The sequence below is a fragment of the Kocuria rosea subsp. polaris genome (assembly GCF_001483755.1).
Classification (GTDB): Bacteria; Actinomycetota; Actinomycetes; order Actinomycetales; family Micrococcaceae; genus Kocuria; species Kocuria cellulosilytica.
In genome coordinates this window covers 1-5,419 of sequence record NZ_LQBK01000025.1, presented here as the reverse complement: position 1 = coordinate 5,419, position 5,419 = coordinate 1, and the positions used below count along the sequence as shown (strand labels likewise).

Here is a 5,419-nt window from a genome sequence, read left to right as displayed (position 1 = left end):
GAAGCCGCATAACTCGATGTCCACGAAACGGGGTCAACCCCACATCTTCTTGGCATTGGTGAGTCGTCGAATCACATTAGGGGATTACCGCCAAGAGTAAGTACCACACCAGTGCCGTATAAGTGTGGTACTAGTGTGGTACTAGTACGGTATGACTTCGGTTTGCTCAGTTCTCTGGGGCTGACCATTCCCCACTTCGTATTCGCAGTGACCACTACCCAGTCGACTTCCTCGGCGGTGCAGGGGTTACGGGATTGGCAGGAGAGGATTCACTACTTCACCGCGATGACTGGACATGAAGGCGCCGTACCGACCACTGTCGGTACGGCACCATGATGGCACTGGTTTAGTGCCAGTACCACACCAGTGTGGTACTGGCACTGCCTACTTGAGAGGCACGTTCTGGCCATATCGCTCCTCGAGCACTGGCCATACGAGCTCTTCAATCAACTTCTGCTGAGAGGTGTCCTCAGCTTCAGCGGCATAGTTAAGCAAGGCGTGCTGGGTGTTGTTGAATCGGAAGTTGTACCCCTTCACCTTGGCCCCGATTCGTGCTCGCCGCTTCCACGGCTTCAGGGGTGGTCCCTGTTCGGGGGCATCGGATCCAGAGCGTTCCGCTGCCGCTGCAAACCGCTCGATCTCTTCCTCGCGGTTGGTGGCAACCGGGCCACGTTTCCTCACCATGAGAAGACCTCCTGGGTCAGCAGCTGGATCTCGGCCTTGGCTTTGGCATCGCGCATTTCTACGACTCCCTTGCCGTCGGCCAGGCAATCGGCGAAAGCCTTGCGCTGATGCAGCACGGTTTCAGCGAGTCGCACACGGGGGAAGTCCTCGAGGTATGACTGCGCTTCTTCTCGCTCCTTGGTGAATACGTTCGAGGAGACAAAATTCAGAACCAACATCGACTTGAGGTCCTCGTTGAAGTCTTGAGCGCCTTCGACCGTCTCCAGGAGCCCGGCCACAGCGTCGAGGTCAGCTTGGGTGGCGCGCGTGGGGCTGATCAGCATGTCCGCGGCAGTGAGCGCTGTGCGCATCTCCTTGGAGTCCTTGCCTGGGACGTCGACCAAGATGTGATCGAACTTAGGTCGGAACTCTTCCAGGAACTTATGTAGTGATCCCGACTTCTGTACGGACTGTATCGAGGGGAGTCCGGCTTCTTCTCGGTCAGTGGTGAAGTTCGAGGTCGTGCGGATGGTGGGGTCAGCGTCGACCAGCAGTACGTCTTTTCCCTGCCGTTGCAGCTCAACGGCCATGTTGACGGTGAGCGTCGACTTGCCCGTACCGCCCTTCTGATGTCCAAAGACAATGATCATGGCACCACCGTAACACCATTGTGATGCTACTCAAGTACCAGACTAGTACCACACCATAATTGTATTAGTGTGGTACTAAAGTTGTGTAATCGTGGGCAGTCTTTTCTGTGTCTGCGGGGGAGCTCGCGGTGCCCAGCGGGTGGCACCCCAACCTCCGGGTGATTCCTTCGGCCCGCAATGTCTCCAACCGCGAAGCCGACCGGGCCGACCATGCAGAGCTGCGGCTGAAGATCTCGCTGACCGGTCTGTCGGCGGATGTGGTGGTCATTGACTGCCCGAACCGGCAGGGCGGGCCGTTGACGCAGTCGGCTCTGAATGCGGCGGACACCGTGGTCTACGCCGCCACCGCCACCAGCGATGGCATCGACGGGGTGGACGGGGCGCGGCGTACGGTCGCCCAGTTCCGCCGGCACCGCCAGCAGCTCGGTGCCCCGGACACCCTGAAGGAGGCCGGCATCGTGGTCGGTGGGGTGAAGGAGACGATCATGAGCCGGGCGGCGGTGGCCAGCCTCGAGGAGCTCCGTGTCACCGGGTTGTTCCTGGAGCCGTTGATCCCGGATCGGGCCATCGTCCAGGAGGTGCGGATTTCGGGGGAGTGGTACGGCCAGTACCGCAAGGGCTCCCGGGTCCTGGATGCCTACACCGCGATCGCGAAGAAGGTGCTGCGATGACCGAGCAGCCCGAGCGTCCCGCCTCACTGGCCCGCCGCCGGCCCCGGATGAGCACATCGACCCGGTCGACTACACACCCCCACGCGCTACCTCACCCGAGCCAACGACACCAGTGGTGTCGTCCCCGCGGGTGCAGGCGTCGCCGGCGGCGGAGCCCCCGGCGGCCGCACCCAAGCGCGGGCGGGGCCGGCCGCGCCGGGAACCCACGATCCAGCTCGGGGTGCGGGTGGCCCAAGACGTCTCCGACCTGATCGAGGAACTCACCGAACACGACGGCACCGCCCGCGCCGTGATCGAGAACGCGGTGCGCGCCTACGCCCAACAGCTCAACCGATAACACCGGCCCCCGATAGGGGAGGGATGCGGTCGCGGGGGCTTTCCCATGGTCGGCGAGGAAGGAACCCGGCTCACCATTGCTGGTGGGCCGGGTTCTCTTCTTCTGGGGACGGGCGGCGGGATGGGGTGGGTGGTCCCGTGGGGCGTCGATCTATTGACGGTGCCCGCGCCCCTTCCGAAAGGAGCCAGGGCCAACCCCCAGCAAGGCCCGTTGTCGAGGGCCAAAGGGGCGACCAGCGCTGTCCAGGCTGGACGCGGGGCAACCCAGTGGCGCCTTGCTGGAGAAAGGCTGTCAGCCCGTCACCGGCTGCTCACCGCAAAGGAAGGTCCTCGCAGTGACGAGGTTCCCGTGCTCGGGCCCTACTGCCCCATGGGATTCCGCTGCGGTGGCTTGTGAACACAGGCAGACCTCGCCGTCGCGGATTGCTTGGGAAAACGCAGAGCATGTGGGTGGGTGAGGCCCACTCGTGTATCTGGCACGGCAAAATGGGAGACAAGCAATACTTGCAGAATGTTATAAACTCATGCATTTCGCTAAGATGGCATTTTGTTACGGGGGAACTGTGCGACGGATGTAGCTAGGCGCCGGAACCCAAATTTGTCATCCAGAAGGGTTAAAAAAACCGGGTTCACTTGGGTATTCACTTCGGTTTTGTTGCCACAATGGTACCAACATAAACCCCAGTCAAAAGTTCCTTGGTATCCGTAGTGGGTGTCGCGGGCGCGGTCGAAAGCGCATAGTGGGTGGAGTGCAAGGCGACTCGCACGGGGTCGCCCTTCATGAAATGAGGAACCGTGTTCGAAGAGCAAACTATCGTTGCCAGTCCGGGGCGTGGCTACGAGCAAAACGGAAAGATTCACCGCATCTGGCACCTTAACAATCCATGGAATGGTCACACATTTTTGGACTTATCAACTGACCCAGCGAGGCGGGCAAACGGTGTTGTCAAGGCTGTCGTCGAAGTCTGGGCCGGGGAGAGATGTGTCAGGCGTTTTGATACTGATTCACACGAGGTTGCGTTGGCCGAACTTGATATCAAAGTCGTACCGTTCGGGCGTGTCTCACGGCCTCGCCGAAAGAAGCAAATTCCAAGCATGCAGCCTCTTGACGGATCTGTGCTTCCATCTCCCAGTGCTGAGGACATCCAGATCACCCGTCACAACATGACGCAGCAGTACCGACTGAATCAGGAAATTATCCGCTATCTAACAAATCCCCAAGCGTCCACGCTTAAGGCCGAATACATCCTTATGCGTACGAAAGAGTTGTTGGCTGATATGCCTTTCTGGCAAGAGGACTTAGGCCATCCAGGTGAAAACGAGGGCCAAGATGACGACTGGGGAACTGGTGAAGCGATCTAACTACGACGCGGGACCATTTCAGCAAATTGCCGCAAGACGGTTGACCTGACATGATCTGTGTGAATGATCCGCGAGCTAAAAGTGGTCCACGTGCAGGAGTCTGAGGTGTTCTGGCCTTGCCCTCTTTTGGGGTAGCCCTCAACCTGTTGGAGCCGCTGACCTGAGTTTTACTACTTTCCGTTCGATGCCCCGGGGCAGAGCTGGCCCGGGTCTCATGGTCCAGAACGAGGGAGCCCGGCTCACCGCTGGTGGTGAGCCGGGCTTTCTCCTGCTCGTGACAGGCGGCGGTGGCCCTCCAGCACCCAGCGCCCGTTGTCGCGGGCCGCACGAGAGCCAGGGAAGCCGGCGAGGGTGTCCGGGCGGGAGAGTGGGGCCTACTGGGCGGCGTAGTAGGCGTCCTTGACGGACTGGTGGATCCGGCCGCGATCGGAGACCTCGTAACCGTTCTCCTTCGCCCAGGCCCGGATTTTCGCCGTCTCCGGGTTACCACCGGAGGAGGAACGGGTCCCGGTGGTCCGCGTGGACTTGCCCTGGGCCCGCCGGCCGGAGGCGGCGTAGGGGCGCAGGGCCTCCCGCAGCTTCTCCGCGTTGGCGGTGGAGAGGTCGATCTCGTACTGCCGGCCGTCCAGACCGAACTGGACGGTCTCCTCAGCAGGACCGCCTTCGAGGTCGTCTTCCAGAATGATTTTCACGCTCTGCGCCAACTCAGCACCTTTTCATTGATTTCATCATGGCTTGCCCCGGGATATATACGCGGCGGGATTACTCTAACTGAACCCACTTTCTATGGGCTAGCTGAAAATCTGCTTAGACACCCTCCCTGTCAGGCCCTTGAGGGCGTCCCCTCATGGGAGGAGACCCTCATCAGGTGTTTCTCCTCGTCCCAGAACATCAAGTCCATGCCCACGCCAAGGACGAATTGGCGCAAGTCTTCCCCGGGGTCTTCGGGTACCACCACGACGCACTTAGGCTCATCACCGTCGATATAGCGCCGGTAATCCAGGAGTTGCCCCACAGCCATGCGAATGCTTTGCCGGGAGGCTGAGCTCTTCACTTCGAAGAGCTCGCGTTCATCTGGATCCCAGACATCGGTGTAGAGAGTGGTGGAGGAGCCGGCAGGCTGGATCGCCAGTCGCAAGTCAACGTAGAGGGCGTCGCGAAGGCGGTCCTCAAGTTGCCGCTCGGTCCGAGTAGTTTCCATGGCCGCGGTTTCGGCGCGGTGCACGATCTCCGCTCGAGTCTGCTCGGCGGGGACTTCCGTGATCGTGAGGGGACCGGTGATTCTGCCGGCCATGTGCTGATCGGCGTTGGGGTCCGCCGCCGGGGCGGCACCGACGCGCGTCAGGGTGAAGACGATGACCTTGCGGGGGTTGCCGTAACGGTCCGGAACGGGCTCGTAGCGCCATCCGGCCTCAGGGTCCGTCTCGAACTGGCCGACGTAGCGATGCGTGCGGGTCTGCGTGCCAGGGATGTATCCCTCAGCGAGAAAGAGATGAACTTCTCGACCCTCATTGAGGGAGCGGCGAAGGGTCTTGTTGCGCCGGATCATCTGCTGATCATTTTCGGCGCCTTCACCGGTGTAATCGAACACCGTCTCGGACTCGGTGACCCATCCGTCGTACTTGTATCCGTACTGTTCGCCGGCTGCGGGGTCGGAGAACAGGAACATCAGTTGTCCCCCGGCAGGGGTCAGCTGAGGTTGACCCCCTTCGGTGGACGTCCTTGATGGTCAGGCCT

The 5,419-nt window shown here is 60.9% G+C and carries 7 protein-coding genes; 3 read left to right on the top strand and 4 right to left on the bottom strand.

Annotated features, from left to right (window positions below; all coding sequences use genetic code 11):
- Positions 1 to 384 precede the first annotated feature (384 nt).
- Together AVL61_RS17940 and AVL61_RS11935 are read right to left on the bottom strand one after the other, a co-directional pair.
- The gene (locus AVL61_RS17940; protein ID WP_157571405.1) at positions 385 to 684 is read right to left on the bottom strand and encodes a hypothetical protein; all 300 of its coding nucleotides are present in this window, start codon (positions 682 to 684) and stop codon (positions 385 to 387) included.
- Complete coding sequence (locus AVL61_RS11935; protein ID WP_058874560.1) at positions 678 to 1,313, bottom strand: AAA family ATPase; 636 nt, start codon at positions 1,311 to 1,313, stop codon at positions 678 to 680. Before AVL61_RS11935 ends, AVL61_RS17940 begins: the two co-directional genes overlap by 7 nt.
- Positions 1,314 to 1,441: 128 nt before the next feature.
- On the opposite strand from AVL61_RS11935, the gene AVL61_RS11930 reads away from it, so the two are divergent.
- From AVL61_RS11930 to AVL61_RS17935, 3 genes are all read left to right on the top strand, one after another.
- A complete protein-coding gene (locus AVL61_RS11930) occupies positions 1,442 to 1,984 on the top strand; it encodes a ParA family protein (protein ID WP_197412702.1) in 543 nt (180 codons plus the stop codon).
- A gap of 115 nt (positions 1,985 to 2,099) precedes the next feature.
- On the top strand, positions 2,100 to 2,321 hold the full coding sequence (locus tag AVL61_RS11925; protein ID WP_157571404.1) for a hypothetical protein: 222 nt from the start codon (positions 2,100 to 2,102) through the stop codon (positions 2,319 to 2,321).
- Between the two features lie 794 nt (positions 2,322 to 3,115).
- Positions 3,116 to 3,682 (top strand): hypothetical protein, encoded by a 567-nt coding sequence (locus AVL61_RS17935; protein WP_157571403.1) that lies wholly within the window; start codon positions 3,116 to 3,118, stop codon positions 3,680 to 3,682.
- Positions 3,683 to 4,056: 374 nt separating this feature from the next.
- On the opposite strand, the gene AVL61_RS11920 is transcribed toward AVL61_RS17935, so the two are convergent.
- Both AVL61_RS11920 and AVL61_RS11915 read right to left on the bottom strand, forming a co-directional pair.
- A complete protein-coding gene (locus AVL61_RS11920; RefSeq protein ID WP_058874558.1) occupies positions 4,057 to 4,386 on the bottom strand; it encodes a histone-like nucleoid-structuring protein Lsr2 in 330 nt (109 codons plus the stop codon).
- Positions 4,387 to 4,505: 119 nt separating this feature from the next.
- Positions 4,506 to 5,375 (bottom strand): SRA domain-containing endonuclease, encoded by an 870-nt coding sequence (locus AVL61_RS11915; RefSeq protein WP_475584059.1) that lies wholly within the window; start codon positions 5,373 to 5,375, stop codon positions 4,506 to 4,508.
- Positions 5,376 to 5,419 lie beyond the last annotated feature (44 nt).

Bases quoted from the DNA above. Each gene is read 5' to 3' on its own strand.
- AVL61_RS17940 (WP_157571405.1), bottom strand. From the start codon at position 684: ATGGTGAGGAAACGTGGCCCGGTTGCCACCAACCGCGAGGAAGAGATC.
- AVL61_RS11935 (WP_058874560.1), bottom strand. From the start codon at position 1,313: ATGATCATTGTCTTTGGACATCAGAAGGGCGGTACGGGCAAGTCGACG.